Genomic DNA, 26,223 nt, shown 5'->3' on the forward strand with positions numbered 1-26,223 from the left:
CCTCAGACCCGTGCAGCGGTAACCGCTGCCGAGCCCCAGGTGGTGCGCCAGCGCTGCTTCACGCCATGCAGGCCGAACCAGGCCAGCAGGCCCAGGCTGGCGAACAACCACAGCCCCAGCTGGTAGTCACCGGTGTGCTGCTTGATGGTGCCAAGCCCGGCCGCCAGCAGGAAGCCACCGATGCCGCCGGCCATGCCGATCAGGCCGGTCATCACGCCGATCTCCTGGCGGAAGCGTTGTGGTACCAGCTGGAAGACCGCGCCATTGCCGGCGCCCAGCCCCAGCATGGCACTGACGAACAGCGCCAGTGCGGCAGCGGCAGATGGCAGGTTGAAGCCCACCGCAGCGATGCAGATGGCGGCCACGCTGTACATGCCCAGCAGGGTGCGGATGCCGCCGAAGCGGTCGGCCAGGGCGCCACCGATCGGGCGCATCAGGCTGCCGGCGAACACGCAGGCGGCTGTGTAGTAGCCGGCGGTGACCGGGTTCAGGCCGTATTGGTCACTGAAGTAGCCGGGCAGGGCGCTGGCCAGGCCGATAAAGCCGCCGAAGGTGACGCTGTAGAAGAACATGAACCACCAGCTGTCGCGGTCACCGAGGGCCTTGAGGTAATCGGCCATGGCTTTCGCTTTGGGGCGCTGCGGGGCATTGCGCGCCAGCAGGGCGAATACCACCAAAGCCAGTGACAGCGGAATCAGCGCGAAACCGAACACGTTGTTCCAGCCAAAGCCGGCGGCCAGTGCCGGGGCCAGCAGGGCGGCGAACACGGTGCCGGAATTGCCGGCACCGGCGATGCCCATGGCCTTGCCCTGGTGCTGCGGCGGGTACCACTGCGAAGCCAGCGGCAGCGATACGGCAAACGAAGCACCGGCAAAGCCGAGGAACACACCCAGCAGCAGCGCCTGTTCATAGCTGTGCACGCCCAGGTGCCAGGCGGCGGCCAGGGCGACAATCACGATGACCTGGCCAATCAGGCCAGCGGTCTTGGGTGACAGGCGGTCGACCAGCACGCCCATGGCAAAGCGCAGGATCGCCCCGGCCAGGATCGGCATGGCCACCATCAAGCCCCGTTGTTGTGCACTCAGTTGCAGGTCGGCGGCAATCTGCACCGCCAGCGGGCCCAGCAGGTACCAGACCATGAAGCTGAGGTCGAAGTACAGGAACGCGGCGAACAGCGTGGGCACATGCCCGGATTTCCAGAAGCTGGTACTCATCGAACACCTCACTTGGCAATGCAACGGAACGAAAAAGACGCCGCTACCCACCCCACGGTTGTGGAGGGGAGAGCGACGTCTTTGTCGGGATTTAAGTGGGGCAACCGCCGTTGGCTACCAGTGCAAATACATCAGCAAGAGCCGGGCCAATTCGGAATATCGAGCAGCGCTCCCGTATAACAGCACATCACTTACTGATGTAGCAGGGACCCTGTGGGAGCGGGCATGCCCGCGAACACCGGCGCAGCCGGTGCCATGCACCGCGTTGGATTCTTCGCGGGCACGCCCGCTCCCACAGGGACGCGGTGCTCCCGGCATCAGTTCTCTGCGCGCCAGCGCAGCCCAGAGGGGCTGGGGATCTCCCTCATGGGTCTGCGCTGCTATCCGAGCATCTCGTGCATGGCGATGATCTGTTCGGCCACCTGGATCAGCTTTTGCTGCCGGCTCATGGCCTGGCGGCGCATCAGGGTGTAGGCCTGTTCCTCGTTGCAGTCCTTCATCTTCATCAGCAAACCCTTGGCCTGTTCAATACGCTTGCGCTCGGCCAGTTGCTGGTCGCGCGCCAGCAGTTGCGCCTTCAGCGCCTGGTCACTTTCGAAGCGGGCCATGGCGACGTCCAGGATCGGCTGCAGCCGGGCGGCGTGGATGCCTTCGACGATATAGGCGCTAACACCCGCCTGGATCGCCTGGCGCATCACCCCGGGGTCGTGTTCGTCGGTGAACAGCACGATTGGCCGCGGCTGGTCACGGCTGACCAGTACTACCTGCTCCATCACATCGCGGTCTGGTGAGTCAGTGTCGATCAGCACCACGTCCGGGTGCACCGTTTCGACGCAGGCCGGCAGGTCGATGGTCAGGCCTGGGGCTTCGGTGACCTCGAAGCCGGCCTCGATCAAGGCAGCCTTCAGGCGGCCGAGTTTGTGCTGGGTATCGTCGATCAGCAGGATGCGCAACATGGTCGTCCCCCTCACGCGCCGACACGGGCATCGGGCAAATCGCCCAGGGCATGCAGGCTGAAGCTGCGGGCATAGCCGTAGGGATCGCTGCCGTCCCAGCGGGTGCCGTCGATCAACAGGCTGCTGCGCATCGGCAGTGCAGGGCACGCTACGCCAAGGCTCTGCGCCGCTTCGCTGTACAACGCCAGCTGTTGCACCTGGCGGGCAACGCCGAGGTAGTCGGGGTCTTCGCGCAGCAGGCCCCAGCGGCGGAACTGGGTCATGAACCACATGCCGTCGGAGAGGTACGGCAGGTTGGCCCGGCCCATGTCGAACAAGCGCAGGGCGTGCGGGTCTTGCCAGTGGTTGCCCAGGCCATCCTGGTAGTTGCCGACCAGGCGTGGCTCGATGCTTTCCAGCGGCGCGTCCAGGTAGGCGCTGCCGCTGAGCAGTTGCGCGGTGCTGCGGCGGTTTTCCGGGTTCTGCTCGATGAACCGGCTGGCGGCGAGGATTGCCTTGATCAGGGCGCGGGCGCTGTTGGGGTATTGCTCGGCGAAGGCTCGGGCACAGGCCAGGACCTTTTCCGGGTGGTCCGGCCAGATCGACTGGCTGGTGGCCAGGGTGAAGCCTTGGCCATTGGCCACGGCATCCGCAGCCCATGGCTCACCTACGCAAAAGCCGTCGATACGCCCGGCCTGGATATGTGCGGCCATCTGGGCCGGCGGTACCACCACGCTGTCCACGTCGCGCAGCGGGTGGATGCCCTGGCTGGCAAGCCAGTAATACAGCCACATGGCGTGGGTGCCGGTTGGAAAGGTCTGGGCGAAGGTCAGCCGTGCGCCGTGCTGGTGCACCAGCCGCGCCAACGCCTCAGGGTTGGTCACGCCTTTGCGCTGCAAGGCTGGGGAAAGGTTGATGGCCTGGGCGTTCTGGTTCAGGCCCATGAGTACCGCCATGTCGCTGGCCGGTACGCCACCGATGCCCAGGTGCACGGCGTAGACCAGGCCATACAGGCAGTGCGCGGCATCCAGCTCGCCGCTGACCAGCTTGTCGCGCAGCCCGGCCCACGAGCCTTGGCGCTTGAGGTTGAGGGTAAGGCCGTGTTGCTGGGCGAAGCCCTGGGTGGCGGCCACCACCACCGAGGCGCAGTCGGTCAGGGCCATATAGCCGATGTTCAGGCTTGGCTTTTCTGGCGCGTCGCTGCCATTGACCCAGGCCAGGGGGGTTGCTCGGGGTACAGTGTTCACAAGGTTCCTCGCCGGTACTGATAAGGCTGTGAGCCAAACCGGTGCAACCGATGTGCCAGGGCAGCAGTGGCCCATGATTTGCTGTCCTGCCAGCGCCACGGTGGCTATAATCGCCCCCTCACTCACCCCGAGCCTTGCCCGCCCATGTATACCCTGGCCCGCCAGCTGCTGTTCAAGCTTTCTCCGGAAACCTCCCATGACCTGTCCCTGGACCTGATCGGTGCCGGTGGCCGCCTTGGCCTCAACGGCGTGCTGTGCAAGCAGCCGGCGGCATTGCCGGTTTCGGTCATGGGCTTGAACTTCGCCAACCCGGTAGGCCTGGCCGCTGGCCTGGACAAGAACGGCGCGGCCATCGACGGCTTCGCCCAGCTGGGCTTCGGTTTTGTCGAAATCGGCACCGTCACCCCGCGCCCGCAGCCGGGCAACCCCAAGCCACGGCTGTTCCGCCTGCCGCAAGCCTCGGCCATCATCAACCGCATGGGCTTCAACAACCTGGGCGTCGATCACCTGCTCGGCCGTGTGCGTGCTGCGCGCTACAACGGCGTGCTGGGCATCAATATCGGCAAGAACTTCGATACCCCGGTGGAGCGCGCCGTCGATGATTACCTGATCTGCCTGGACAAGGTCTACACCGCCGCCAGCTACATCACCGTCAACGTCAGCTCGCCGAATACCCCCGGCCTGCGCAGCCTGCAGTTCGGCGATTCGCTCAAGCAGTTGCTCGACGCCCTGGCCGTGCGCCGTGAGCAGTTGGCAAGCACCCATGGCAAGCGCGTACCGCTGGCGATCAAGATCGCCCCGGACATGAGCGATGAAGAAACCGCCCTGGTAGCCGCTGCACTGATGGAATCGGGCATGGATGCAGTCATCGCTACCAACACCACACTGGGCCGTGAAGGTGTCGAAGGGCTGCCGTATGGCGGTGAGGCGGGCGGGTTGTCGGGTGCGCCGGTGCTGGAGAAGAGCACCCACATCGTCAAGGTGCTGGCGGGTGAGCTGGGTGGCAAATTGCCGATCATTGCCGCCGGTGGCATTACCGAAGGCCGCCATGCTGCCGAAAAGATCGCTGCCGGTGCGAGCCTGGTACAGATCTATTCGGGCTTCATCTACAAGGGGCCGGCGTTGATCCGCGAAGCGGTGGACGCTATCGCTGCAATGCCACGGGTATAATCGGCAGGCAAAAAAAGGGCCCCATCAAGGGGCCCCTGGGCCTTCGCCCGCCGCCCGGATGGGGCGTGCATGGTAAATCGAATTCAGTGTCCTCGATCAGCCAACGGCGTGATTTTCGTTGAGTCTATGGATGCCAGCGGTGCCAGTCATTCCGTCCCAGTTATCACCGCGACCTTCGCGCCAGCCGTTGATCCAGGCTTGGCGAACAGAAGGAAGATTGAAGGGGCAAAGTTCGCGGGATTTGCCGGTGACCCCGTATTGGTAGCCACGTGAATATGCTCTTTCCAACGGATCACGCTTAAGTCTTCTCATAGGGTGTTGCCCTCACTTGTTGACTGTAATGTCCCGTCGGCCTCTCCGAGGCCGGGCAGAGTCTTTCTGCCGGTTTGCGCCCGCTGCCGGCGTGGCGGGCTGAAGGTGCCGCCTCGTTGCGAAGCGGCCTGAGACCAGTTCTAACGAATGCGAGTCACGCTGTGAATGATCGATTTGTCATAAGCACGTAACCTTTCCTAGGGTGAGGGGATAAGTAAATAAATGCGACTCAACCTTGTTTGAGGTTTGGCCCGCTATGATCGGGGTTTGCTGATCATTGACGTCATTTCGCCAGCGTTGCTCGCGCATGACAGAAATAAGTTGAAATGCGACGAAGGGTCACATCGCCCCGGGCATCGCCAGAATTTTTTGTACTGCCTGATGATCTAAGCTGTCTTTGCCACTTGGCCAGGCATGGATCGGTCAGGCGGCCTGGCTTTTCACGGCACGCTCATGTGCTTTGAACGGCCACCTGCATGCCTGCTGGAAAGGCATGCGGGCAAACATCGCGGGGTGATGCGTCGCCCCGTCAGTCAAATAGCCAAAGGCTCTGGAATACTCATGTCGGACCGTTTCGAACTCTACCTCACCTGCCCCAAAGGCCTTGAAGGCCTGCTTGCCGAAGAGGCCAAGGGCCTTGGCCTTGAGGAAGTGCGTGAGCACACCTCGGCCCTTCGCGGCGTTGCTGACATGGAAACCGCCTACCGCCTGTGCGTATGGTCCCGCTTGGCCAACCGGGTGCTGCTGGTGCTCAAGCGTTTCTCCATGAAGAACGCTGACGACCTCTACGACGGTGTGAACGCAGTCGATTGGGCCGACCACCTGGCTGCCGATGGCACCCTGGCGGTGGAGTTCAGTGGCCATGGCTCGGGTATCGACAACACCCACTTTGGTGCGCTGAAGGTCAAGGATGCGATCGTCGACAAGCTGCGCAACCGCGAAGGCCTGCGCCCGTCGGTGGAAAAAATCGACCCTGACGTGCGTGTGCACCTGCGCCTGGACCGTGGCGAGGCCATTCTTTCGCTCGATCTTTCCGGGCATAGCCTGCACCAGCGTGGCTACCGCCTGCAGCAAGGTGCTGCGCCCCTGAAGGAAAACCTGGCAGCAGCGGTGCTGATCCGCTCGGGCTGGCCGCGCATTGCTGCCGAAGGTGGGGCACTGGCCGACCCGATGTGCGGTGTGGGTACCTTCCTGGTCGAAGCCGCAATGATCGCTGCCGATATCGCGCCCAACCTCAAGCGTGAGCGTTGGGGGTTCACTGCCTGGCTCGGCCATGTGCCGGCGCTGTGGCGCAAGGTGCACGACGAGGCGCAGGCGCGGGCACAAGCCGGCCTGGCCAAGCCACCACTGTGGATCCGCGGCTACGAAGCCGACCCGCGGCTGATCCAGCCGGGCCGCAACAACGTCGAGCGTGCTGGCCTGAGCGAGTGGGTGAAGATCTATCAGGGTGAAGTCAGCACCTTCGAGCCTCGCCCGGACCAGAACCAGAAAGGCCTGGTCATCAGTAACCCGCCGTATGGCGAGCGCCTGGGTGACGAAGCCAGCCTGCTGTACCTCTACCAGAACCTCGGCGAACGCCTGCGTCAGGCCTGCATGGGCTGGGAGGCAGCGGTGTTCACCGGCGCGCCGCAGCTGGGCAAGCGCATGGGCATCCGTAGCCACAAGCAGTACGCGTTCTGGAACGGCGCCTTGCCGTGCAAGCTGCTGTTGTTCAAGGTGCAGCCTGACCAGTTCGTCACTGGCGAGCGCCGCGAAGCGCAAGCTGACAACGCCGAAGTCCGCGAGCAGGCGCCCGTAGCCATTGAACAGGCGCGCCTGTCGGAAGGGGCGCAGATGTTTGCCAACCGCCTGCAGAAAAACCTCAAGCAACTGGGCAAGTGGGCCCGCCGCGAGCACGTTGATTGCTACCGCCTGTACGACGCTGACATGCCCGAGTACGCGTTGGCGGTCGACCTGTACCACGATTGGGTGCATGTGCAGGAGTACGCCGCGCCACGTTCGATCGACCCGGACAAGGCCCAATCGCGCCTGCTCGATGCGCTGGCGGCCATCCCTCAGGCACTGGGCATTTCGTCGCAGCGCGTGGTGCTCAAGCGCCGCGAGCGCCAGAGTGGCACGCGCCAGTACGAGCGCCAGGCTACCGAGGGCCGTTTCCAGGAGGTGAACGAAGGTGGCGTCAAGCTGCTGGTCAACCTTACCGACTACCTCGACACTGGGCTGTTCCTCGACCATCGCCCGATGCGCATGCGTATCCAGCGTGAAGCTGCCGGCAAACGCTTCCTCAACCTGTTCTGCTACACAGCCACGGCTTCGGTGCATGCGGCCAAGGGTGGCGCGCGCAGCACTACCAGTGTCGACCTGTCGAAAACCTACCTGGACTGGGCGCGGCGTAACCTGGCGCTCAATGGTTTCTCCGAGCGCAACCGCCTGGAGCAGGGCGATGTGATGGCTTGGCTGGAAGGCAACCGCGACAGCTATGACCTGATCTTCATCGACCCGCCAACCTTCTCCAACTCCAAGCGCATGGAAGGTGTGTTTGACGTGCAGCGTGACCATGTACAGTTGCTGGACCTGGCCATGGCCCGCCTGGCGCCAGGTGGTGTGCTGTACTTCTCCAACAACTTCCGCAAGTTCCAGCTGGATGAGCACCTGGCGGCGCGTTACGCGGTAGAGGAAATCACTGCCCAGACGTTGGACCCGGACTTTGCACGTAACAACCGCATTCACCGGGCCTGGCGCCTGCAACTGCGTTGAGCCGACGAGGTACGTTGCGCGGCTAATGGCCAATAGCTATAAATGAGGACAGGGCAAGATAATCCGCAGGACGCTGACGTGACGAGATGGGTGTATGTCAAAGTGTGGCGTGCGTGCGCGGTTACTTGGCCTGTGCACAGAAGCGGTGTCCGCCTGGGCGGTGGCGCTGGTGGCGTTGGTGTTGGGCGGCCTGTTGACGGCCGCCCTGGCCCTTGCCGCGCAGACGCTGTACAAGCAGCAATTGCGCCAACGTTTCGAGTTACTGGCCGGCGAGCGTTTCAGCCGTATTGCCGAGCGCTTTGATGAACAGCAGCAGCGGCTGGACGGGCTGCGGCGGTTCTTCAGTTTTTCCAATGAAGTGACCCCGCACGAGTTTGACGGTTACGCCCGGCCGTTGCTGCAACGCACCCTGGCCTACGCTTGGGCGCCGCGTGTCGAAGCCGCGCAACGCGCCGAGTTCGAGCGGCATGCCCGTGAGCATTCCGGCCCGGGCTATGTAATCCGTGACCAGGATGCACAAGGCCAGTGGCGCGCTGCGCCGCTGCGCGACCATTATTTCCCCGTGCTGTATACCCAGTCCGGTGAAATGCCGGGGCTGCCCTATGGGCTGGACCTTGCCGGCCAGGGTGAGCCCCAGGCCGCCCTGGCCCGGGCACTCGGGCCTGGCAGCATGGCGGTGTCCGAACCCTTGCCCCTGTACGACATTCCTTCGTATGCACGTGGCCTGCTGCTGGTTGCCCCCGTGTTTGCCGATGCCAACCCGCATGGCGCAGCGGCGGGCTATGTCGTGGCCTTGTTGAGCATGCGCGAACTGGTCAGCGATGGGCGGCCAGTGGCGGCGGATGACAACCTGGTAGTGCGGATTGTCGATCCATCCGGGTCGCAAGGGCCGCAAGTGTTGTTCGACTCGCAGAACCAGGTCGCCCCCTTGTCGCTGTCCAGCAACCAGCTGTTGCACCTGGCTGACCATCACTTCCAGTTGAGCATCCTGCCGAGCCTGGCCTTCGTGCAGGCCAACCGCTCTTCGGCAGTGCTGGCGGTCGGCCTGCTGGGCGGCTTGCTCAGCCTGCTGCTCAGTGCCCTGCTTTACAACCTGTTCAGCCAGCGCCAGCGCGCACTGGCCCTGGTCGAGCAGCGTACCGCCGAGTTGCGGGTCAGCGAGCAGTCGCTGCGAGGCACTCACAACCAGCTGCGCAGCGTACTGGATGCCGCGACTCAGGTTGCCATCATCGCCACCAACCTCAAGGGTGTGGTCAGCACCTTCAATGCCGGCGCCGAGCGCATGCTCGGTTACCCGGCCAGCGAGGCCATCGACCGGCTGCGCCTGGAAGACCTGGTGCTGCCCGAGGAACTGAGCCTGCGCGCCCATGCACTGAGCCTGCGTTACGGTCGGCCGATTGCCGGTGGCCAGGCCATGTTCGCCGAAACCGTGCAGGAGCATGGCGCGGAGCCGGGGGAGTGGACCTTGTTGCGCGCCGATGGCAGCCAGTTGGTAGCCAACATGCTGGTCACTGCCATGCTCGACGAACAGGGCTTGTGGGTCGGCTACCTGGCGATTTGCATCGATGTCACCGAGCGGCGACGGGTGCACGAGGCGCTGGCAGCGCGCGACCGGCTGCTGGAAAAGCTCAGTGCCGAAGTGCCCGGTGGTATCTACCAGTACCGTCTGGATGGCAATGGCCATTCGTGCTTCCCCTATGCCAGCAAAGGCCTGTACGACATCTACGAAGTCGACCTGCAGCAGCTGCGCGAAGATGCCACGCTGGTGTTCGAGCGTATCCACCCCGATGATCTGGAGCGCGTACGCCGGTCGGTGCGTTACTCGGCCGAGCACCTGGCACCCTGGCGTGAGGAGTACCGGGTGTGCCTGCCACGTGCTGGCCTGCGCTGGGTGCGTGGCGAAGCGACGCCGGAGGTGGGGGAGCAGGGCTGTACCTTGTGGCATGGCTACCTGACAGATATTTCCGACCTCAAGGGCGTGGAGGAGGAGTTGCGGGCGCTGTCGGTGACCGACGCGCTGACCGGTATCCATAACCGTCGCTACTTCCAGGATCGGCTCAAGGCCGAACTGGAACGGGCCCAGCGCGACGGCATGGCGTTGGCCGTGATCATGCTCGATATTGACCACTTCAAAGGTATCAACGACCGCTTTGGCCATGCCGTGGGCGACCGGGTGCTGCGCAGCCTGTGCCAGCGCATTGGCCAGCGCTTGCGGCGTACCGATGTGTTCTGCAGGCTGGGCGGGGAGGAGTTCATGGTGCTGTGCCCGGGCAGCGATGCCGAGCAGGCACGGTTGCTGGCGCTGGAACTGTGGCAAGGGGTGCGCAATGTGCCGGTGGAGGGCGTGGGCAGGGTGACTGCAAGCTTTGGTGTGGCGGGGTGGCGGCCGGGAGAGGGGGCCGATGCCTTGCTGTTGCGGGCGGATGCGGGGGTGTATGCAGCCAAGCAGGCCGGGCGCGACCGGGTGGAAGGGGAGTCTCCCTGATAGTTGGCGCGGTCGTTGTGGGAGCGGCCTTGCGTCGCGAAAGGGCTGCACAGCAGCCCCAAGGATTTGGCATCAACGCTGAAAGTAATGGGGCTGCTGTGCAGCCCTTTCGCGACGCAAGGCCGCTCCCACAGTGACGGTGTATGGCTGGTAAACTCAGTTGGCCGCTGTGCTACCGGCCAGCTTCGGCTGGCGATACAGGTCCAGCAGCACTTGGTCGAGTACCTGCGAAGCGCCCCACGGTTTCGGGTCGTTGAGGATTGCCGCCACCGCCCAGGTATGGCCGTTGCTGTCACGGCTGAAACCGGCAATTGCCCGCACGGTGTTCAGTGTGCCGGTCTTGATGTGCCCCTCACCGGCCATGGCCGTGCGCTTCAGGCGCTTGCGCATGGTGCCGTCCATGCCCACCAGCGGCATCGAGCTCATGAACTCGGCTGCATAGGGGCTCTTCCAGGCGGCCTGCAGCATCTCGGCCATTTCGCGGGTGCTGACCCGCTCGGCACGCGACAGACCAGAGCCGTTTTCCATCACCAGGTGCGGTGCAGTAATGCCTTTCTTCGCCAGCCACTGGCGCACTACACGCTGCGCGGCACGGGCGTCGTCACCGTCGGCATCGGTGCGGAACTGCGCACCCAGGCTCAGGAACAGCTGCTGTGCCATGGTGTTGTTGCTGTATTTGTTGATGTCGCGGATCACTTCAACCAGGTCTGGCGAGAAGGCGCGGGCCAGCAGGCGAGCACTCTTGGGTACGTTCTCGATGCGATCGCCACCCTGGATGCTGCCACCCAGTTCGTTCCAGATGGCGCGCACAGCACCGGCGGCGTAGGTCGGGTGGTCTAGCAGCGACAGGTAGGTTTGCGAGTTGCAGCCGTCGCCCAGCTGACCGCTGACGGTTACGCTAATGCCATCGGCCTGAGGCACCGGGTTGTAGCGCACGTCGCCTGTGCACTGCTTGGAGGCCACGGCCTTGACCTGGTTGTCGATGCGAATGCTGGCAATCGGTGGCTCGACCGCGATGGTGACCTTGCCGCCATCGTTGCGGGCCACGAAGCGCAGGGCCTTGAGGTTGACCAGCAGCGAGTCGGGCTTGACCAGGAACGGCTTGTTTTCGTCGCCCCCATCATCGTTGAACTGTGGCAGGTTGGGCTGCACGAAGTGACTGCGGTCCAGCATCAGGTCGCCGGTGATGGTGCGCACGCCATTGGCACGCAGGTCACGCATCAGCAGCCAGAGCTTTTCCATGTTCAGTTTCGGGTCGCCACCACCTTTGAGGTACAGGTTGCCATTGAGCACACCGTTGCTCAGGGTGCCGTCGGTGTAGAACTCGGTCTTCCACTGGAAGGTCGGGCCGAGCAGTTCGAGGGCGGCGTAGGTGGTGACCAGTTTCATGGTCGAGGCCGGGTTTACCGAAACATCGGCATTGAACACGGTCGGCGTGCCGGGGCCGTCCAGCGGCAGCATCACCAGCGACAGCGCTGTGTCCTGCAGCTTGTTGGCCTTGAGGGCCTGCTGCACTTTGGCCGGCAGGGTGGTATTGACGGCGGCGGCGTGGCTGGGCAAGGCAAGTGGCAACAGCAGGCCGGCAAGAACGAAGGGACGAAGCGTTTTGATCATAATCAAAAAATACCCTGCAGCGAGGGAAAAGGGCATTGGGGCTGTAAGAGATGGTGGCCCCAGGACGAAAGAATACGCATTATGCCCCAAGCGTAGCGACGATGCGCCACGTTCGACGGAAAAGCACCGCCAATAAAAAAGGCCACCCGCAAGGGCAGCCTTTCAGCGATCAAACCGGGCAGGTATTACTCTGCCTTGTTGATCGGCTTTTCCGGGTACCAGGCGTCCAGCAGCGGGCTGACTTCGATTTTTGTCAGTTCGCTGCGGCCCTTGAGCCAGGCTTCAACGGCAGCACGTTGTTCTTCGCTGACCGAGCCGCGCTTGACCGAGCACACCAGGCCGTAATCGTCACCGCCTACATAGTCCAGGCCGTTGGCGTCCATGGCATCTTCCAGGAACGCATCGAGGAAAGCATCGATTGCCTGGTCATCCAGATCTTCCTTGAATTCCAGGTTCAGCTCGAAGCCCAATTCCTGAAACTCGTCGACACACAGCTTCTTGCGCAGACGACGGGAGCGGTTTGTGGCCATGAAACAATCCTCTTAGGTAATAACGCCGCGCAGTCTACCAGCTAACACGCCTTGCTGCCTGACTGTGTGCATGTGCCGGTAGCCAGTTCCCTGGCCAAGGCCCGCTCCACACGGCACATGTGCCGCGCCAGTGCCTGACGCCGCAAGCGTACCTGGGCTGGGGGCAAGCTGCTGGTCTCCAGGGCTTCGCAGGCTGCCATCAGTGCGGGGGCTTGCAGCATGCGTGCGGCGCTGAGCACTTTGTGGGCCTGGTCGACAATGGCATCGCGGTCATGCTCCGGGTGCAGCGCCATCAGGCTGGCGAAGTCGGCTTGCAGGCTTTGCTGCAAGGCCAGCAGGAAGCGCTGGCGGTCGGCCGGGTCAGGCCCGACGACTGCGGCCAGGCCGTCCAGATGGTAAAGCTTGCGCCGGGGTATTTGCCGGTGTTGGGGGACAATGCCAGCCAGACGTTGACTGAGGGTGCCCAGGCTGATCGGCTTGAGCAGGCAATCGTCCATCCCGGCACTCAGGCACTTGCGTCGCACCTCTGGTTGCGCGTTTGCGGTGTAGCCAAGGATGATGCAACGTTGCCGTTTGCCATGCCGTTCTTCGGTGCGCACGGCAGTTGCCAGTTGGTAACCGCTCATGTGCGGCATGTTGCAATCAAGCACCAGCACATCGAATTCACCGGCCCGCCAGGTGGCCAGGCCCTCTTTGCCGTCGCGTGCGCTGGCGTGTTCCAGGCCCAGGTAGGCAAGCTGTTGCGCCATCAGTTGCAGGTTGGCCGGATGGTCGTCGATTACCAGCACCTTCAGCCGCGGGTCGGGCACATGGAGCTTTTCGATCAGCGCAGCTGGCTGCACGGAGGCATCACACTGTTGCAGCGGCATTATCAGGCGTACCCGGGTGCCGACGCCTTCGAGGCTCTTGATGGTCAGCTTGCCGCCCATCATCTCACACAGGTTGCGGCAGATGGTCAGGCCCAGCCCGGTACCTGCACGCGCGTTCTGGCTGTGCGGGTTGGCCTGAATGAACGGGTTGAACAGGCGCTGCAGGTCGTCGGCGTGGATGCCGATGCCACTGTCACGCACTTCCAGTTGCAGCACCATGGGTGTGTTGGCGCCGTTATCCAGGAGGGCGGCGCTGATACGCACCTGGCCATGTTCAGTGAACTTGATCGCGTTGCTGATAAGGTTGGACAGCACCTGTTTGAAGCGCAGGGGGTCGAGCAAAACGGTGCAGTGCGCGGCCGGCTCGATGACCACCTCCAGTGCCAGGCCTTTCTGTCGCGCCTGGCCCTCGAAGATCCGCCCTGCGGACTCTACCAGTTGCGCCAGGTCGACGGCCTCCGGGGCGAGCGTCAAGTGCCCGGACTCGATACGCACGATGTCGAGGATATCGCCGATCAGCCCCAGCAGGTCTTTGGCGGAATGGTGCGCCAGCTCCAGTGCGCTGCGGTCCAACCGGCCCTGGTCAGCGCGCTTGACCGCCAGTTCGAGCATGCCGATGACGGCATTCATCGGGGTGCGGATTTCATGGCTGATGGTGGCCAGGAACGTGCTTTTGGCACGGTTGGCATCGTCAGCCTGCTGCTTGGCCTGGCGCAGGTCCATGACCAGCTGGCGGCGATCACTGATATCGATCCAGCCACCGATGATGCCCTGTACCTCGCCCAGCGAGTCGCGGTACGGCAGGATCCAGTGATAGATGGTCAATTCGCGGCCCTTGATCCGCAGTGGTCGGTCCATGATCAGCGGCGAACCTGCGGCCATTACCTTCACGTAGTCGGCCTGGATCTGGCGAGTTTGCTCGGCATTGGTGAACAGGCTGTTTTCGAGTTGCTTGCCCAGCACGTCCTCGGACCGGGCCTGCACGGCTTCCAGGTAGCTGTAGTTGCAGCTTTTCAGGCAGCCCTCACGATCACGTACGTACATAGGGTGGGGGGTGCCGTTGAGCAAGGCGCGCATGAACGCCAGTTGGTCGTTCAATGCACGTTCGGCACGTTGGCGTTGGCGAATTTGCAGGCGCAGGCGGGCGTTCCAGAGTAAAACCAGCAGCAGAAGCCCGGCGGTGGCCAGCAGCACCTGCAGGGCGAGCCGGCGGTAGCCTTGGTAGCTGCCGTCGTCGTGCTGGGCGTATTCTCGCCAACGGTGGTTGATCACCCCCAACTCTTCCGGCGAAATGCTCAGCAGTGCTTTGTCGAGGATCGAGACCAGCGCGGGTGATGAATCACGGGTGGCCATGGCGAAATGGGCAGGTTCGCTGCCAACCGTGGTACGGATGACCAGCTCGGGATTACCGGCCAGCGCATGGATGGCGTCGATCAGGGGGGTGATGACTGCATCGACGGCACCGCTTTTGAGCAATGCCATGGCGTAGAAGGCGCTTTCGGTTTCGACCCAGCCAACTTGTGGATAGTGCAACGACAACATGGCATCCATGTCGCTGTAGCGGGTAATGGCGATGCGATGACCCTGCAGTTGCTCCAGGGAGGTCAGTGTCTTCTGGTCCTTGTGGTTGACCAGCACGTAGGCACTTTCCAGGTAAGGCCTGCTGATTTGCAGGTTGTCCTCGGTCGCCCCGCCAGTGGCGAGTGCTGCGATGACATCTGCGCGACCTTCCTTGAGGCGGGTGATCATGTCCGCGATGCCGCTGGCACGCTGTATTTCAAAACGCAAGCCAGTACGCAGGCGAATGACGTCCAGCAGGTCGGCGGTGATGCCACGAAACTGCCCCGAGCCATCGAAGTAGGAGAGCGGCGCAGCCGTGTCATCGATTGCCACGCGCATCACCGGGTGGTCCTGCAGCCATTGTTCCTCGGCGTTTGTCAGTTGCAGCTTGCGGTCGGACAGCAGCAGGTCGCTGCCAGCGCTCCAGCGTTTGAAGATATTGGTGCGTATGGCAGGTGTCTGGCTGTCCAGGACAGTATTTACCAACTCCATCAGCAGCGTGTCCTGCTGGCGCAGGGCAAAGCTGAAACCGATGGCCTCATGCTTGGCGAAATTGGCCATGCGCAGTCGCGGCAGGTGGCCACGGTTGAGCTGGTAGTGGGTGGAGATGGTGTCGCCGATGTACACATCGGCTTGGCCAAAGGCCACGGCATTCAAGCCTTCACTGGAGGAGCCGAAGGCCACAAGCTCGGCCTCGGGGTAGGCGTTGAGCACCTCCTGCCTGGGCAGGTAGTGGTAGAGCATGCCCAGGCGCACCCCCCGCATGCCCGTGTCCAGCGGCCGGCTTTCGTCCTCGCGCGTGACCAGCACAGGTTGATCGATGGCGTAGGGGTGCGACAGTGCCAGCCCATCGCTGACGGCCTCATAGCCATTGGCGCTGCCGAGCAAGTCGATGTCTCCTTGCCGCAGCGCCTCCACTGCCGCATGCCGGGTGGAAAAACGCAGCACCCGCACCGGAAGTTGCAGGGCGCTGCCGATCAGGCTTGCATATTCGGCGGTAAGGCCCTGATAGTCGCGCCCGCCACTGGTGATGTCGAAGGGCGGGTAATCCGGTGCCGACGTACCCAGCACCAGTTCCTGGCGGCTTTGCAGCCATTGCCGCTGTTCGTCCGTGAACGCAGGCTGGGCCAGCCTGGCCGATGAACGAGCCAGTAACGTGTAGGAAGAGGCCTCGTGATGGGTGGCCTGCGACACGCCGCTGAACATCAGCAGAGCGAGCAGCAGGCGAGCGATAGGGCGCGCCATGATCACCCTCAGGCCAGCGCGTTGCGTTTGGCCATGTCGATCAGGTCGACCAGTGTAGTGACCTGAAGTTTGTGCATGAGGCGCTTCTTGTAGGTGCTCACGGTCTTGCTGCTGAGGAACATGCCCTTGGCAATTTCCTTGTTGCTGCGGCCTTGGGCAAATAGTTGCAGCACCATCAGCTCACGGTCATTTACCAGGCGGAAGAGTTTAAGGTCGCTGTCGGCTGACTGGTTGTGCTTGATTGCCTGGCTGGGGAAGTAGTTGTAACCGGCCAATACCGCCTTGATTGCGCTGAGCAGTTCGCTCAGGTCTTCCTGCTTGCACACATAGCCTGCGGCGCCCGAGTGCATGCATCGCACGGCAAACAATGCAGGGGATTGCGCAGTCAATACCAGCACCTTCAATGGCAGGGCCATGGCCTGGAAACGGGAAAGTACCTCCAGCCCGTCCAGCTTGGGGATGCTGATGTCGAGGATGACCAGGTCGGGAGCGGTTTCGCGAATCATCTGCATGGCGTCCACGCCATTGTCCGATTCGCCGACAATCTTGTAATTCTGGTTTTCCAGCAACATACGGACGGCCAGGCGGATGACAGGATGGTCGTCAACAATAAATATGGAATGCATGTTCAATTTCCCTGCGGGCGTTGAGGGGGACGAACGGCACCATATCGCAGTTGGAAGTCATCAGGCATACGAACAAGGGCTATTCGCCCTTTATGGGAAATGGCTTACAAGATAAAACAAAACGGGCTACGAAAATTGCGTGCTTGACGCGATGTCAAAGCGTGATTGGTAACTTTTTGTGGGTGTTTATTCGTTCTGTTTAACTTGCCGCCTATATATGTAGGAAGTTTCCTGCAATATCGGGTGCAGCACCGGCTCAAGTCAGCGGGGCTGCACCGGTGCACTCAGGTCGGGCTGGAGCGCCCGGTCATTTCCCGGGCCATTTCGCTGGCATAGCTGTCGGTCATTCCGGCGATGAAGTCGATCATGCGCAGGAAGGCACTGTGCAGCGAGGCATGCGGGTCCGGCGCATTGTTGCCGATAAGGTCCAGTACCCGGCGGCTCTTGAACGATGGCGTGCGCCCACCATGCTGTTCGAGGGCAGCACCACAGAAGGTGTTGAGCAGAATCTCCAGGGTCGTGTAGGCACCGATTTCGTGCAGGGTCTTGCGCTTGTCCTGGAAGATCTTGTTACGCGCCATGTCTTTGGCCTGCAGCACGCAGCGTTGGGCCGGGCCGTGCATGTGCTCGACCAGGTCGCCCGTCAGTTGCCCGGCCAGCAAGGCCTGTTGCTGTTCGACGAACGCATGGGCGGCGGCGTTGGTCAGGTGTTCGATGGCCTTGCCACGCAGGATTGCCAGCTTGCGCCGGCGGGAATCGCGTGGGCCGAGCTGGCGGTAGGTTTCCGGCAGGTCCTCGCCGACCAGGTCGAGCAGCAGCGCTTCGACTTCGGCGTACTCCAGCAACTCCATTTCCAAGCCGTCTTCAAGGTCGATCAGCGCGTAACAGATATCATCGGCGGCCTCCATCAGGTACACCAGCGGGTGGCGTGCCCAGCGTTGGTCTTCCAGCAGCGGCAGGCCAAGCTTGCGGGCGATCTGTTCGAGCAGGGGGAGTTCGCTCTGGTAGCTGCCGAACTTGTGCTTCTTGTAGCCCAGTGCGTCGGCGTGCCGCGCGCTCCAGGGGTACTTCAGGTAAGTGCCGAGGGTGGCGTACGTTAGCCGCGTACCGCCGTCGAACTGGTGGTACTCCAGCTGGGTGAGCACACGAAAGCCCTGGGCATTGCCTTCGAAGTTGAGGAAGTCGGCGCGCTCGTCGTCACTCATGTCGTCCAGCCAGCCACGGCCTGCGGCCTGCTGGAACCAGTGGCGGATAGCGTCTTCGCCGGAGTGGCCGAAGGGCGGGTTGCCGATGTCGTGGGCCAGGCACGCTGACTGCACGATCATCCCCAGGTCGCTGGGGGCGCACCAGTCTGGCAGGCTGTCACGCAGCGTTTCGCCCACGCGCATGCCCAGCGAGCGGCCCACGCAGCTGACTTCCAGCGAGTGGGTCAGGCGCGTGTGGATATGGTCGTTGCTGGATACCGGGTGCACCTGGGTCTTGCGCCCGAGGCGGCGGAAGGCGCCGGAGAAGATGATGCGGTCGTGGTCTTTGTGGAAGGGGCTGCGCCCGAGTTCATCGGCGCTATAGAGGGCTTTGCCAAGGCGTTCGCGGGTGAGCAGGGTGTGCCAGTCCAAGGCGCGGTCTCCTGTGGATCGAAGGTTATAGCTTCCGGTGTCCGGTAAGGCAGTGCAAGGGGTAAACCTGCAATGGCCCAATCACCGGCAAGCCAGCTCCCACAGGTACTGCGTGGGCCTTGAGCCGTGCCGGGTACCTGTGGGAGCTGGCTTGCCGGCGATTGGGCCGCTGCAGTTGGCAGGAAATGTTCAGGGGCGGCGGTTGCCTTGCAGGTACAGGCGAACCAGCGGCAGCAGGCTGCTGCCCAGGCGTACCAGGCGTGCCAGATTGCCACTGCGCACGCCTTTGCCAGTCAGGAAGCCCAGCGCCACCACGGCACCAATCCCCCACAGCGGCGCATGCTTGATCCCCAGCCCTTCGTGCAACGAGCTGCCCATGCCTTGCACGCGGCGCAAAGGCTCCATCAGTTGGCCCGACTCGTGGCGGATTTCCTGGCGGTGCATCTCCATGCGCAGGCGTAGCAATGCCTTGCGCAGTTCCCGCGGGTTACGGGTGTTTGGCAATTCTGGCAGGCTCATGGCAACAGGCGCTCCCGGTCCTTGGCGAGTTCTTCAAGGGTGGCCCCGAATGGCGACGATTCGTCGAACACCGCTGCCTTCAGGCGCAACCCGCAGTACAGCGCAGCAATGGCATAGAACACGCACAAGCCAATGATACCGGCCAAACGATAGGTGTCCCACAGCAGCACCAGCAGCAGCCCGGACAGCGCCGTCAGCAGTAGCAGGGCAAACACCAGGGCCAGGCCGGCGAACAGCAGCAAGCTGAGGGTGCGGCCCTTCTGTTCCTGCAACTCGATGCCGAACAGTTCGATATGGCTGTGCAGCAGCCCCAGCGCAGCCGCCCCCAGGCGCTTGCCCGAAGCGCTGGCACCGTTGGCGTCATTCTCCATGGGAACCCCTTAGCGCCGGTTGGCCAGCAGGCCGATCAACAGGCCCACGCCAGCCGCGATGCCAATCGCCTGCCACGGGTTTTCCTGCACGTACTGCTCGGCGCTACCCAGCGCCGCCTGGCCGCGGTCGCGCACGGAGTCGTGGGTCAATTGCAGGGTTTCGCGGGCCTGGGCAAGGCGGTCATGAATCTGTTCGCGCAATTCGTCGGCCTGGTCGCCTGCCAGGTTGGCAGTGTCGGCCAGCAGTCGCTCGGTGTCACGCACCAAGGCCTGGAAGTCAGCCATCAATATCTCTTGTGCAGTCTTTGCCGATTTGCTGGCCATGGGTCTCTCCCTGTCGATGTGTGTTGGTGGTTTGAGTGATAGCACGCGCGGAAGGTTCAAGTGGTGGTGCTGGTATGGGCCTTGCTAAGTCTTTGCCACGTTGCGGGGCGCCACCGTCGTGCCTTGCGCCGATTCAGGGCGCCAATGCAGCGAATACCGATAAACCTTAACCTAATCCACGACAAACCCAAGAAAAAACCACGCAGGCCCCGCCCGGCTCACCGAAACAGGGCAGGGGGCTGGCACCGATTCGGTGCAGGGATGCAGGTTCTTGAACTGTCCTGGTGCCTTTTCAGCAGGTCTGCCTATTTCATGGAAAACATGCACAGCGCTATGGACTCCCTGGTCCACGGTTCCAACACCCTGTTCATTCTCATGGGCGCCATCCTGGTGCTGGCGATGCACGCCGGCTTCGCGTTCCTCGAAGTGGGCACGGTGCGCCACAAGAACCAGGTCAACGCCTTGTCGAAGATCCTCAGCGACTTTGCCATCTCGGCGCTGGTGTATTTCTTCATCGGTTACTGGATAGCCTATGGCGTCACTTTCTTCCAGCCGGCAGCAGCGTTGGCGGCAGACCATGGCTATGCACTGGTCAAATGTTTCTTCCTGCTGACGTTCGCTGCGGCGATCCCGGCGATTATCTCGGGGGGCATTGCCGAGCGCGCGCGCTTCGTGCCGCAACTGTGTGCCACGGCGTTGATCGTGGCGTTCATCTACCCGTTCTTCGAGGGCGTGGTGTGGAATGGCAACCTTGGCCTGCAAGCCTGGTTGCAGGCCCGCTTCGGCGCACCTTTCCACGATTTTGCCGGGTCCGTGGTGGTGCATGCCATGGGCGGTTGGCTGGCGTTGGCGGCGGTGCTGCTGCTGGGCGCGCGCCGTGGGCGCTACCGAGATGGCCGTCTGGTGGCGTTTGCGCCGTCGAGCATTCCCTTCCTGGCGTTGGGGTCGTGGATCCTCATTATCGGCTGGTTCGGCTTCAACGTGATGAGCGCCCAGACGCTGCAGGGCGTCAGCGGCCTGGTGGCGATCAACTCGCTGATGGCCATGGTCGGCGGTACCCTGTCGGCCTTGCTGGCTGGGCGTAACGACCCGGGCTTCCTGCACAACGGGCCGCTGGCCGGCCTGGTGGCCATATGCGCGGGCTCTGACCTGATGCATCCGATTGGTGCACTGGCTACAGGCCTGGTGGCGGGTGCGCTGTTTGTCTGGACCTTCACCGCCGCACAGAACCGCTGGAAGATCGATGACGTATTGGGCGTGTGGCCCTTGCATGGCCTGTGCGGCGTGTGGGGTGGCATTGCCTGCGGCGTGTTCGGCCAGGTTGCCCTGGGCGGCGTGGGCGGCGTCAGTCTGGTCAGCCAGCTGCTGGGCAGCCTGATGGGCGTGGCGGTGGCATTGGCCGGCGGTTTTGCCGTGTATGGCACGATCCGGGCGTTGCATGGCCTGCGCTTGAGCCATGAGCAGGAGTTCCAGGGCGCGGACTTGTCGCTGCACCGTATTGGCGCCACCAGCCAGGATTGAGCCAGGTCAGGTGCGCGGACGGCAGGACGGACCTAGAATAGGGTTCTCCCTGCCAAACCGGAACGTACCCCATGCTGCCTGAATGCCAACTGTTCGGCACCCTCGGCTGCCACTTGTGCGAAGTGGCCGAGGCGGTGCTGATGCCCTTCGTCGAACATGGCCTGTTGGTGGAGCTGGTCGACATTGCCGAGGACGAGGCCCTGTTCGAATGTTATGGCCTGATCATTCCTGTGCTGCGGCGCCGTGATAATGGCGGCGAGTTGTACTGGCCGTTCGATGCCGAACAGGTAGTGGCGTTTCTCGCGCAATAGTGCCTCCAGGGGAGCTGCAACCCGGCGCCATGGTGAAGCAGGCAAGCTGATCATCCGGTGACCACATTCCGTCACCGGGAGCCTCACCATGTTGATCACCCCGCATTTCACCCTTGATGAAATGACCGTTTCGCAGCTTGCTGCCAGGGACGGGTTCGATAACACACCACCACCTGAAGCCCGGGCCAACCTGCAGTTGCTGTGCGGTGCGCTCGAACAGGTACGCGCGCTGTTCGGCTTGCCCATCATTGTCAGCAGCGGCTATCGCAGCGAGAAGGTCAACCGACTGATCGGCGGCGCCCCGAAAAGCCAGCATGTTCAAGGACTGGCGGCAGACTTCACGGTGATCGAAATCAGCCCCCGCGATACTGCGCGCAAGATCATCGACAGCTCAATCGTCTTTGATCAGTTGATCCTCGAATTCGACAACTGGGTACACCTGTCCGTTACACGCGGCACACCGCGGCGCCAGGTGCTGACCGTTCGCCAAGGCACCGGCTACCTGCCGGGGCTGCAATGAATCGCATTGACGGCAGCAAGGGGATGTTCGTATGCTGTATATAAATACAGTATCGAGGTGAACTCATGCTCAACGTCGAGCAACTCAAGTACAGCGTCAACCGCATGCCCGTCGAGCGGGTGGCTGATGCCGTGCTGGAACTGCGCCTCGAAGGCCTGGTCACCGATGACCTTACCCCGTTCGGCAAGGTCCACTTCAATACCTGTTTCGCCGAGATCGAGGCCCTGTTCCAGCGTGCCGGTTACCACCGCGGGCTGGATGTGGTGGGTTACCAGGGGTTGCTGTACGCCCTTTATGACCCTGGTCGCTGGGAGCCGGTGCAGGTGCTGCGTTGGCTGAAGGAACGCAGCGAGGCCATCGGTAAGGCTGGTTGAGGGCGTGGGCTTGGGCGATAATGCGCGGCCGTGAACGTTTCGAGCTTTGCCATGACCGCGCCTTTCGACCCCGCCCGCCAGCAAGCCAGTACGGTGTGCCTGCCCCCCGGTAACTGGGCGACAGTGCTCGATTGCCTGTGTGACCATTTCAAGGCCATCGACCGCGCCCAATGGCTGGACCGCTTCGCCCGTGGCCGGGTGCTGGACGCCGAAGGGCGGGTGGTTTCTGCCCAACTGCCGTATAAGCGTGGCATGCGCTTGCACTACTTCCGTGAAGTGCTGAACGAGCGCCCCATCCCGGTGCAAGAGACGATACTGCATGTGGATGAGCACCTGGTGGTGGCTGACAAGCCGCATTTCCTGCCGGTGACGCCAACCGGTGAATACGTCGAACACACCTTGCTGCGCCGTCTGATCCGTCGTCTGGACAATCCGCATCTGGTGCCGTTGCACCGCATCGACCGGCACACCGCCGGGCTTGTGCTGTTTTCCGCCAACCCGCATACCCGAAGTGCCTACCAGCGGCTGTTCCCGGAAAGGCGTATCGACAAGCGTTACCAGGCCATTGCCGCAGCCATGGTGCAGCATGCGTTTCCGCTGGTTCACAAAAGCCGCCTGGTGCATGGCGAGCCGTTCTTTCGCATGCACGAAGTGGAAGGCGAGGCCAACAGTGAAACCCTGGCCGAGGTGCTGGAGAAGAATGGTGAGCTGTGGCGCTATGGGCTGTCGCCAGTGACTGGCAAGACCCATCAGTTGCGCGTGCACATGGCGGCGTTAGGGGCGGGGATCTGCAATGACCCGTTCTACCCGCAACTGCTCAACGAAGAAGATGACTACCAGCGCCCATTGAAGTTGCTGGCGCAGAGCCTGCGCTTCCAGGACCCGCTGTCCGGGCAAGAGCGGTATTTCGAAAGCCGCTTGCAACTGGACTGGTAGTTGAACGGTGTTGGTGCGCCCAAGGGTTGGACCTTGGGGGCACCCAGCCTGACGCTTAGTCGCGATACTCGCACAGGTAGGCGGTATCGACCTTCACCTGCAGCTGGAACTTGCTGTCAGCCGGCACATTGAACTTGTCGCCTGCCTTGAAGGTTTCCCAGTTGTCGCTACCCGGCAGCTTCACGGTCAGCGCGCCCGATACCACGTGCATGATCTCGCGCTTGGCCGTGCCGAATTCGTATTCGCCCGGGGCCATCACGCCGACAGTGGCCGGGCCTTCTTCGCCCGCGAATGCGATCGACTTGACGGTGCCGTTGAAGTACTCGTTGACCTGGAACATGGGCGACTCCTGAAAAGAGGGGATGAAAAAAGGGCTGGCCAGTATGCCCAAGCCCACAGGCCTCGTCATCTGCTTTCAGGTGCCATTGGCGGGGAGCGTCAACGGCAGCAGCCGCGCGGTGTTGCGCGCGTCTTCCAGGGCCCTGTGCTGCTGCCCGCAAAAGTGCATGCCGGCCAGTTGCAAGGCACCGTTCAGGCCGGTGGGGCGTTGCAGGTGGCGGGCTTTGGCAAAGCGCTGCTTGAGGTTGATGTGCGGCAGCGTGCGCAGCAGGCTGTCGAGCCCATGTTGCCGCCATTCCTGGTGCAGTTGCTGGCGGTCGTAATCGCCCCAGCTGACCCAGGCCTGAAGTTGCCCACTGTGGTGGCCGAGCCAGCGCTCGAAGCCTGCCCACACCTCGTTGAAGGCTGCAGCACCGTCCACGCTGGCCTGGCTGATGTGCGTCAGCTCGCGGCAGAACGGCGTCAGCTGTGGCCGCCGCCGTGGCCGCACAAACCGCTGGAAATGGTCAACCTCGCGGCCTTCGCGGGTAACCAGGCTTGCGCCGATTTCAATGACTTCCATCTCTGTGACCGGCCACCCACCCTCGTCGGTGGTGGCTTCAAGGTCGATCACCAACCAATGGCCCATACCAGGCTCCCTTGCAGATCCTGCTAGAGCGTAGCCAAACTCCGTGCTTACGACACCCCCTGGCATTTTGCCCTCTGCTTTGGCATAAAGAGTGGCATAAAGATCAGGCCTCAACAGTTGTGCCGCCCCCTGAAAACGCCTAGCTTAAGCGGACCCAGGCATGAACCGTGATGAGTGTCCGTCTTGACTCCAGCACCCGGCCTCAAGGCCCTGTCCACCCTGATGCTGCTGGCCGTGTATTGGCTGGCGGTGCCGGCATGGGCTGCCGATGCCATCGAGGTCAAGATCGGAGCAGCGCATTTCCCGCCCTATACGGTGCGCCCCGAGCAGGGGGCCGACACCGGTCTGCTGCCACAGTTGGTCGACGCGCTCAACCGCTTGCAGCAGGGTTATCACTTTGTTCTGGTGCCCACGTCCATCCAGCGGCGTTTCGGTGACTTTCAGCAAGGCCGCACCGACCTGGCAATTTTCGAGAACCCGCAATGGGGTTGGGAGCAGATTGCCCATCAGACCGTGGACATGGGCCTGGAGGATGCCGAAGTGTTCGTCGCCCGTCAGGCCAATGGTAGCGACCCGCATTACTTCGATGATCTGCGTGGCAAGCGCCTGGCATTGTTCAACGGCTACCACTACGCGTTCGCCCGCTTCAACCCCGACCCGGACTACCTGCGCAAAACCTACAACGCCACATTGACCTACTCCCATGACAGCAACCTGCTGATGGTGCAGGCTGGCCGCGCCGATATCGCCTTGGTCACGCGTTCCTACCTCAGCGATTTCATGAAGCGCAACCCGGCCAGCAGGGCGCAGCTGACACCTTCGAACCGCATTGACCAGGTCTACCACCACTACGCCTTGCTGCGCCCGGGCGCGCCGATTGGCGAGCAGTCGTTCGCCGGCCTGCTGCAGAGCCTGCGTGACAGCGGTGAGCTGGCGCGCATCTTCGAGCCATACCGCATCACCGTCAGCGCGCCAGAGGACTAAATTCGCGCACCGTGGCAACGTTCTTTGGAGTGAGCCTTTTCTTCATTTTCGTGAGTCAAGCCCATGCCGTTCGATGCCGCATCGCAGCCCCAGTCACCGCCACGCTGGCGCAGCCTTAGTGCCGAGGAGGGGGGCGGCTGGTTAAGCCTTACCCTTGAAGGCCGCCCGTTGATCCAGGTGCGCCTGGAGGCGGGCGCCACCCTGCACGTTCACCCTGATCGCCTTTGCCCCGAGCGGCCTTATCAGGCGTTGTGGGCTGCCTGCTACTGGTTGCTGTCCCGCGACACGGCCTGTCAGCGCCTGGTCTGGCACTTTCCTGAGGTACAGCCCCAGGTGTTGGCCAGTGGTTTGCTGCGGGTGGGGGAGCAGCCCGGCCAGTATGTGTGTGAAAGGGCGCTGTTCTGGCAATTGCCCCAGCCCTGGCTGGGTGAGGCGACGGCGACGGTTTACCCGCAGCAGATGCAGATCAGCAACGGCAAGCGCCACCCGCGTCGCGCACCCAAGCCTCGTGGCGAAGTGTATCGGCGCTTCGATGCGCGCCTGGGTAGCTGGGTCTCATTGCGCACGTTGGAGATCGAGCACGACCTGGAGCGGTTCAACCACTGGCAGAACAACCCGCGGGTGGAAGCGTTCTGGCAGGAAGGTGGCACGTTGGCGCAGCATCGCGAGTACCTGGGCAAGCTGGAAGCCGACCCGCATACCCTGACGTTGATCGGCTGCTTTGATGATGAGCCGTTTGCCTACTTCGAGGCGTACTGGGCCAAGGAAGACCGCATTGCGCCGTTCTACCCGGCCGACGACTACGACCGTGGCATCCACATGCTGGTGGGGGAGGAGCATCATCGCGGGCCGCACAAGGTGGCCAGCTGGCTGTCGGCGCTGGTGCACTACCTGTTCCTGGATGACCCGCGCACCCAGCGGGTAGTGGCCGAGCCGCGCGCCGACAATGGCAAGATGATCGGCTACATGCAGGACCAGTGCTTCCATTGCGACAAGGAGTTCGACTTCCCGCACAAGCGGGCGGCGCTGATGATTCTGGGGCGGGAACGGTTCTTCGATCGGTGCAAACTGGCTTGAAACCACGGGGCCGCTTTGCGGCCCATCGCAGCGGTTCGTCGCCACGACAAGCCAGCTTGTATGGTTAGACTTGAAGGGAGGAGGAGGGACAAAGCCAGCTTCTGACTGTTAGCGCAGTACAGACCGTGGGAGACCTCGCCCC

24 protein-coding genes are annotated in these 26,223 nt (G+C 62.8%); 10 read left to right on the top strand and 14 right to left on the bottom strand.

The window, feature by feature from the left end; genetic code table 11:
* Window positions 1-2: 2 nt before the first annotated feature.
* From ACFY9W_RS25230 to ACFY9W_RS25240, 3 genes are all read right to left on the bottom strand, one after another.
* Window positions 3-1,214 (bottom strand): NarK family nitrate/nitrite MFS transporter, encoded by a 1,212-nt coding sequence (locus tag ACFY9W_RS25230; RefSeq protein ID WP_391136317.1) that lies wholly within the window; start codon window positions 1,212-1,214, stop codon window positions 3-5.
* A gap of 380 nt (window positions 1,215-1,594) precedes the next feature.
* Window positions 1,595-2,170, bottom strand: coding sequence for an ANTAR domain-containing protein (locus ACFY9W_RS25235; RefSeq protein WP_391136320.1), 576 nt, complete (start codon window positions 2,168-2,170; stop codon window positions 1,595-1,597).
* 11 nt (window positions 2,171-2,181) lie between these two features.
* The gene (locus tag ACFY9W_RS25240; RefSeq protein ID WP_391136323.1) at window positions 2,182-3,396 is read right to left on the bottom strand and encodes an ABC transporter substrate-binding protein; all 1,215 of its coding nucleotides are present in this window, start codon (window positions 3,394-3,396) and stop codon (window positions 2,182-2,184) included.
* 144 nt (window positions 3,397-3,540) lie between these two features.
* Here ACFY9W_RS25240 and ACFY9W_RS25245 point away from each other — a divergent pair, with 144 nt between their 5' ends.
* Window positions 3,541-4,566 (top strand): quinone-dependent dihydroorotate dehydrogenase, encoded by a 1,026-nt coding sequence (locus ACFY9W_RS25245; RefSeq protein WP_391136326.1) that lies wholly within the window; start codon window positions 3,541-3,543, stop codon window positions 4,564-4,566.
* 96 nt (window positions 4,567-4,662) lie between these two features.
* On the opposite strand, the gene rmf is transcribed toward ACFY9W_RS25245, so the two are convergent.
* Window positions 4,663-4,878, bottom strand: a complete 216-nt coding sequence (rmf, locus tag ACFY9W_RS25250) for a ribosome modulation factor (protein ID WP_003248687.1) — start codon at window positions 4,876-4,878, stop codon at window positions 4,663-4,665.
* A 561-nt stretch (window positions 4,879-5,439) separates the two neighbouring features.
* Between rmf and rlmKL the strand changes: the two genes are divergently transcribed.
* Window positions 5,440-7,632 (top strand): bifunctional 23S rRNA (guanine(2069)-N(7))-methyltransferase RlmK/23S rRNA (guanine(2445)-N(2))-methyltransferase RlmL, encoded by a 2,193-nt coding sequence (gene rlmKL, locus ACFY9W_RS25255; protein ID WP_391136329.1) that lies wholly within the window; start codon window positions 5,440-5,442, stop codon window positions 7,630-7,632.
* A gap of 94 nt (window positions 7,633-7,726) precedes the next feature.
* Window positions 7,727-10,117 (top strand): diguanylate cyclase, encoded by a 2,391-nt coding sequence (locus tag ACFY9W_RS25260; protein WP_391136332.1) that lies wholly within the window; start codon window positions 7,727-7,729, stop codon window positions 10,115-10,117.
* Between the two features lie 156 nt (window positions 10,118-10,273).
* Here ACFY9W_RS25260 and dacB read toward each other — a convergent pair whose 3' ends face one another.
* The 8 genes from dacB to ACFY9W_RS25300 all read right to left on the bottom strand — a co-directional run bounded on the left by dacB (window position 10,274) and on the right by ACFY9W_RS25300 (window position 19,391).
* Window positions 10,274-11,731, bottom strand: a complete 1,458-nt coding sequence (dacB, locus tag ACFY9W_RS25265) for a D-alanyl-D-alanine carboxypeptidase/D-alanyl-D-alanine-endopeptidase (RefSeq protein WP_391136335.1) — start codon at window positions 11,729-11,731, stop codon at window positions 10,274-10,276.
* Between the two features lie 185 nt (window positions 11,732-11,916).
* On the bottom strand, window positions 11,917-12,261 hold the full coding sequence (locus ACFY9W_RS25270) for a 50S ribosome-binding protein YggL (RefSeq protein ID WP_391136337.1): 345 nt from the start codon (window positions 12,259-12,261) through the stop codon (window positions 11,917-11,919).
* Window positions 12,262-12,302: 41 nt separating this feature from the next.
* Entirely contained in the window at window positions 12,303-15,935 is a 3,633-nt protein-coding gene (locus ACFY9W_RS25275) for an ATP-binding protein (RefSeq protein WP_391136340.1), read from the bottom strand.
* 8 nt (window positions 15,936-15,943) lie between these two features.
* Window positions 15,944-16,561: a response regulator gene (locus ACFY9W_RS25280; protein ID WP_391136343.1), complete on the bottom strand. Its 618-nt coding sequence runs from the start codon at window positions 16,559-16,561 to the stop codon at window positions 15,944-15,946.
* A 284-nt stretch (window positions 16,562-16,845) separates the two neighbouring features.
* Window positions 16,846-18,177 carry a deoxyguanosinetriphosphate triphosphohydrolase gene (locus tag ACFY9W_RS25285; RefSeq protein ID WP_391136346.1) on the bottom strand — a complete coding sequence of 444 codons (1,332 nt, stop codon included), beginning with the start codon at window positions 18,175-18,177 and terminating at the stop codon, window positions 16,846-16,848.
* Window positions 18,178-18,366: 189 nt separating this feature from the next.
* Window positions 18,367-18,696, bottom strand: coding sequence for a hypothetical protein (locus ACFY9W_RS25290; RefSeq protein ID WP_391136349.1), 330 nt, complete (start codon window positions 18,694-18,696; stop codon window positions 18,367-18,369).
* A complete protein-coding gene (locus ACFY9W_RS25295; RefSeq protein ID WP_391136352.1) occupies window positions 18,693-19,067 on the bottom strand; it encodes a phage holin family protein in 375 nt (124 codons plus the stop codon). Before ACFY9W_RS25295 ends, ACFY9W_RS25290 begins: the two co-directional genes overlap by 4 nt.
* Window positions 19,068-19,076: 9 nt before the next feature.
* Window positions 19,077-19,391, bottom strand: a complete 315-nt coding sequence (locus tag ACFY9W_RS25300) for a DUF883 family protein (RefSeq protein ID WP_391136354.1) — start codon at window positions 19,389-19,391, stop codon at window positions 19,077-19,079.
* Window positions 19,392-19,703: 312 nt separating this feature from the next.
* On the opposite strand from ACFY9W_RS25300, the gene ACFY9W_RS25305 reads away from it, so the two are divergent.
* From ACFY9W_RS25305 to ACFY9W_RS25325, 5 genes are all read left to right on the top strand, one after another.
* Window positions 19,704-20,912, top strand: a complete 1,209-nt coding sequence (locus ACFY9W_RS25305) for an ammonium transporter (protein WP_391136357.1) — start codon at window positions 19,704-19,706, stop codon at window positions 20,910-20,912.
* Between the two features lie 71 nt (window positions 20,913-20,983).
* Window positions 20,984-21,223, top strand: coding sequence for a glutaredoxin family protein (locus ACFY9W_RS25310; RefSeq protein ID WP_391136360.1), 240 nt, complete (start codon window positions 20,984-20,986; stop codon window positions 21,221-21,223).
* Between the two features lie 88 nt (window positions 21,224-21,311).
* Window positions 21,312-21,743, top strand: a complete 432-nt coding sequence (locus tag ACFY9W_RS25315; protein WP_391136363.1) for a D-Ala-D-Ala carboxypeptidase family metallohydrolase — start codon at window positions 21,312-21,314, stop codon at window positions 21,741-21,743.
* Window positions 21,744-21,808: 65 nt separating this feature from the next.
* Window positions 21,809-22,117: a transcriptional regulator gene (locus ACFY9W_RS25320; RefSeq protein ID WP_391136366.1), complete on the top strand. Its 309-nt coding sequence runs from the start codon at window positions 21,809-21,811 to the stop codon at window positions 22,115-22,117.
* Window positions 22,118-22,168: 51 nt separating this feature from the next.
* Window positions 22,169-23,053, top strand: coding sequence for a pseudouridine synthase (locus ACFY9W_RS25325; protein ID WP_391136369.1), 885 nt, complete (start codon window positions 22,169-22,171; stop codon window positions 23,051-23,053).
* Between the two features lie 55 nt (window positions 23,054-23,108).
* Here the strand turns inward: ACFY9W_RS25325 and ACFY9W_RS25330 are convergent, their stop codons facing one another.
* Both ACFY9W_RS25330 and ACFY9W_RS25335 read right to left on the bottom strand, forming a co-directional pair.
* The gene (locus ACFY9W_RS25330; RefSeq protein ID WP_003259920.1) at window positions 23,109-23,393 is read right to left on the bottom strand and encodes a pyrimidine/purine nucleoside phosphorylase; all 285 of its coding nucleotides are present in this window, start codon (window positions 23,391-23,393) and stop codon (window positions 23,109-23,111) included.
* A gap of 75 nt (window positions 23,394-23,468) precedes the next feature.
* On the bottom strand, window positions 23,469-24,020 hold the full coding sequence (locus tag ACFY9W_RS25335) for an exonuclease domain-containing protein (protein WP_391136373.1): 552 nt from the start codon (window positions 24,018-24,020) through the stop codon (window positions 23,469-23,471).
* Between the two features lie 183 nt (window positions 24,021-24,203).
* Between ACFY9W_RS25335 and ACFY9W_RS25340 the strand changes: the two genes are divergently transcribed.
* The gene (locus ACFY9W_RS25340; protein WP_391136376.1) at window positions 24,204-25,004 is read left to right on the top strand and encodes a substrate-binding periplasmic protein; all 801 of its coding nucleotides are present in this window, start codon (window positions 24,204-24,206) and stop codon (window positions 25,002-25,004) included.
* A gap of 63 nt (window positions 25,005-25,067) precedes the next feature.
* Window positions 25,068-26,081, top strand: a complete 1,014-nt coding sequence (locus ACFY9W_RS25345) for a GNAT family N-acetyltransferase (protein ID WP_391136378.1) — start codon at window positions 25,068-25,070, stop codon at window positions 26,079-26,081.
* Window positions 26,082-26,223 lie beyond the last annotated feature (142 nt).

Source organism: Pseudomonas sp. NPDC008258 (assembly GCF_042956345.1).
Classification (GTDB): domain Bacteria; phylum Pseudomonadota; class Gammaproteobacteria; order Pseudomonadales; family Pseudomonadaceae; genus Aquipseudomonas.